Annotated in this window: 4 protein-coding genes and 1 pseudogene; all 5 read right to left on the bottom strand. The window is 66.2% G+C overall.

The window, feature by feature from the left end; translation table 11 throughout:
* Positions 1-207, bottom strand: a 207-nt coding sequence (locus MESS2_RS27870; RefSeq protein ID WP_040594167.1) for a DUF2274 domain-containing protein, incomplete at its 3' end; no start/stop codon positions are given.
* A gap of 2 nt (positions 208-209) precedes the next feature.
* Positions 210-1454 carry a TraB/TrbI/VirB10 family type IV secretion system protein gene (locus MESS2_RS27875; protein WP_008877951.1) on the bottom strand — a complete coding sequence of 415 codons (1245 nt, stop codon included), beginning with the start codon at positions 1452-1454 and terminating at the stop codon, positions 210-212.
* Entirely contained in the window at positions 1451-2590 is a 1140-nt protein-coding gene (gene trbG / locus MESS2_RS27880) for a P-type conjugative transfer protein TrbG (protein ID WP_083918708.1), read from the bottom strand. The genes MESS2_RS27875 and trbG overlap by 4 nt, the downstream gene beginning before the upstream one ends.
* On the bottom strand, positions 2587-3270 hold the full coding sequence (trbF, locus tag MESS2_RS27885; RefSeq protein ID WP_008877954.1) for a conjugal transfer protein TrbF: 684 nt from the start codon (positions 3268-3270) through the stop codon (positions 2587-2589). Before trbF ends, trbG begins: the two co-directional genes overlap by 4 nt.
* A gap of 2 nt (positions 3271-3272) precedes the next feature.
* Positions 3273-3729, bottom strand: a pseudogene (locus MESS2_RS27890) (P-type conjugative transfer protein TrbL); the annotation flags it as partial.

The raw sequence follows: 3729 nt of genomic DNA on the forward strand, positions 1-3729 counted from the left end.
CTTTGCCCTGGAGAAGCCTCGATCCGTCGCAATGAACCGCTCCAACATCGCGACGATGAGGCGCGGCGCTTCGGCGGGCCGCTGCCCCGCGTCTCGGCCGAGTATCTCGGCATAAGCGGTCAAATCGCGATGCAGTGAGGCGGGGAGTTCCACCATGACCTTGACAGGTTTGTCGTCGGCGATTGGCCCCAGTTTCAACGTGGCCATTTTCATCCTCCATAAGGTTCGAGCACGAGATCGCGCGTGACGATGACGCGTACCGGGAATCCCGGCCGGATGGTGAGCGTCGGCGCTATGTTGAGCTGCCGCTGGACGATCTGCTGGCCTGTTTGGCTGATGCTGTCGGAAGCACCCTGGCGCAGAGCGCGGATGATGTCGCTCTCCTGGCCCGATGAGCCTGCCTGCGCACCGATGCTCAGAACCGTGGAAAGTGCTGCAGCCTTGAACAGCTCGCCCCAGTGATAGTCGACGCCATCCTCGAGGCCAGCATAGCCCTCGGCGTCCGCGCCGGGCTCACGTTCCAGAACGATGGAGCGCCCGTCAGGAAAAATCAGCCTGGTCCAGACCAGCAACACGCGACGCTGGCCGAAGCCGACACCATTGTCATACTGGCCGACGAGGCGCGCGCCCTGCGGAACGAGAAGGATGTGGCCGGTGGGGCTGTCATAGACATTCTCCGTAACCTGCGCGGTAATCTGGCCCGGCAGATCGGAACGAATGCCGGTGATGAGGGCGGCAGCGATGACGGCGCCCGCCTGCAGGACATTCTTCGACGCCGGCGGCGCGACGCGGTCAGGCGAGACGGTACGCTTGTCCGGCGGCTGATCGAGGAACGCGCGCTGCCGGTCCTGCCCCGAGGGCGCCGCTGGCTGAGGCGCGAGGCCAAGGCTGGCGAGGTCGGTCTGGGGCATGGCGTCTGTCGCGGCTCGAGCGGCAGTCGCGTCACTGGCGGGCCGTGTTTGCGTGGACGCGAACAGACGCGCGGTCCTCGCCGCTTCCAGCTCCTGCTCCCGGCGCTGCTGCTCAGGGTCCGGTCCGACGAGGCCGGTCGATGGCGCGGGGCCGCCATTTTGCGCGGCGAGGATTGGGCGGCCGAGATCGCCGGGAAGCGGTGGGCCAAGCTTCGGAACGCCGGCATAGTCCTTCGGCAGGCCGGCAAGCCCATCGGGTGTCGAACGATTATCGGTTGAATACAGCTCCTGCCCCTGGTCTTGCTGACGGTTTTGCAGCGCATAAATCAGCGCACCGCCGACAGCGAGGCTTGCGGCAAGCCCCAATGCGGCCAGCGCCTTGCGAGACAGACGCGTCACGCGCGGCGGCTCGGCGCGTAGCCGCATGGCCGCGGCCGGCTCGCCTGTCAACGGCCGGGCGTCATCCTCGGCCGGTGTCTCCGGCCGGGCGTCATTCGCCGGGCCCCGGCCTTCTTCCTTCCTGGGATCCAGTCGGTTGCTCACGATGGCGACCCTCCCCTGTCTGTTCGGAGGTTCGTCGCTTTTGGTGTCTCACCAGGGCCACGCATCCATGAAAATCGACTGCTGTTCACCCCATCGGTGCGGGAGACGCGGACGCGCTTCTGGTTCTTGCCGGCGCCGAAGCGCAACTCGGCGGCGGCAAACAGCCGATCGACGATCATGTAGTTGCCGCGCACGCGATAGTTCACCAGCTCCGACGTGTCGCCTTCCGGCCCGACCACGAAGAGTGGCGGCATCTCGCCCTGGCCGATGCCTCGCGGGAACTCGATGAACACCTGCTTGCCATCGTCGAAGGCGCGCAATGGCCGCCACGGTGCGCGATCGCCTGTCACCTGATAGCGGAAATTCACACGTGCGAGATCGATACCCGTCGAGACCGGCTGTGCAGCCTCGGCCTCCTGGTTCTGACGGCGCAAGGCAATGAGTTGGTCCTGCGGGTATTGCCAGGAGACCGATGCCATATAGGTCGACGCCGTCGAGCGCAGTTCCACGTGATAGGTGCGCCGATCGGTATTGATGACGAGATTGGTTATGAGTTCGGCCCGCGTCGGCTTGACGAGGATGTGGACCTGCTTGGCTCCGCCCGCACCGCTCTCGGTGTCGCCGATGATCCAGCGCACGGTGTCGCCGGCGGCGACGGGGCCGGAGCCAACGAGCTGCTCGCCGGGCTGGAGTGCAATGTCGGTGATCTGCCCCGGCGAGGCATAGACCTGATAGAGCGCGCCATCGACGAAGGGATAGACCTGCATCGAGTTGATGAAGCCGTTGCGCACAGGCTGGACGCGCGCTGCTGCGTTGGCCAGGTTCACGCGCGCGGTGGGATCGGTCGGTTCCGGCTCGGGCTTTGCGTCCTTGCCGACCGGCTTCAACTGGCCGGGAAGCGGCAGCGGTTTGGACAGCTCCACCACCTTGACGGGCGGGGGCGGATCGACGGCCTGCACGGCCGGGATCGGATCGTCATAGGAGATCTCCGGCGGCTTTTGCCTAATGGCACAGCCCGCAAGCGCCGAGGTCAAAAGCAGAAGTGCTGGAAAGGCTGTCCTCCGGAACGCCGGGATTGCGCGAATGACGAAAGCCGGACACCCCCTTGGGGCGGATTTGCAGGATGCGGGCGTCATTGTCCAAGCTCCTTCGACCAGTTGATGGCGTTGATGTAGATGCCAAGCGGGTTCTTCCTCAGCGCGTCGGCGTCGCGCGGGGGCTGCACGACAATGGTGAGAATGGCGGACCAGCGTTCCGTGGCAGCGAGTGAACCATCCTGATAGCGGCGTTCGACCCAGGCGATGCGGAAGCTCGCCGGCGATGCGCGGATGACCGACGACACGTCGACGGCGACCTGTTGTTTGCCGACCTTGGTGAACGGGTCATTGGCGGCCGCATAGTCGTTGAGAGCCAGCGCCCCGCCCTGCGTCGCGAAGTCATAGGCGCGCAGCCAGTTCTGCCGCACGATGACCGGATCGGCGGGGATCGACCTCACCTGTTCGATGAAGTGCGCCAGGTAGAAGGCGATCTGTGGATCGTTCGGCTGATAGCCGCCGACCGCAGGCCCAACAGCCTGCGCTTGGCCGAGACGATCGACCTGCACCACCCAGGGCACGATCGAGCCGTTGGCGGATTGCCAGACGAGCGCGGCTGAGAACCCGGCGGCGAGCGCCAGGCAACCGAAGGCCATGTAACGCCAGTTGCGCGCCTGCACGCGAGCGGAACCGATGCGCTCGTCCCAGACCTGGGCAGCACGTTGGTAGGGCGTCTCGGGTTGCGGGGATTTGCCATAGTGCGTGGACGGTCGTTTGAACATGCCTAGTCTCTTTCAGAGAGGTTGATCGAGGAGCCGCCGCCATGGCTGTCACCACTGCGAACAGCGTGGGCGGCGGCCTGGACGCCATGGGTCATCTGTTGCGAGCGCTTCATGCGCTTCGCCCAGGCGGGCTGGTTCTCGGTGGCGGAGGACGCGGCGGGAGCGGAGGCGGCTTCGGCGGCGTTAGCGCCGATTGTGCCAGCGGTGGATGACCCGCCCGTCGTGTCGAAGGCAGCGCGAGCGCCCGACTGGTAGCTGTGCTTCATGCTGCCTGCCGCATTATTGGCGGCGCGCTTCAGTGGTGAGATGGCGCCCTGGGCGCCAGCGTTCATGATACCGCCGAGCCCGGATGCGATACCGGAAAAGCCAGACTCTCCGGCCGCGCCGAGGTTGTAGGCGGTGGATGCCCGGCCCGCGGTCGCGGCACCGCCACGGGCCGCCGCTGCTGCACCGCCGCTG

Origin of the sequence: Mesorhizobium metallidurans STM 2683 (assembly GCF_000350085.1) — a bacterium.
GTDB lineage: Bacteria > Pseudomonadota > Alphaproteobacteria > Rhizobiales > Rhizobiaceae > Mesorhizobium > Mesorhizobium metallidurans.

Excerpts from the sequence above, each read along its gene's own strand:
- trbG (WP_083918708.1), bottom strand. The coding sequence starts at position 2,590 with ATGACGCCCGCATCCTGCAAATCCGCCCCAAGGGGGTGTCCGGCTTTC.
- trbF (WP_008877954.1), bottom strand. The coding sequence starts at position 3,270 with ATGTTCAAACGACCGTCCACGCACTATGGCAAATCCCCGCAACCCGAG.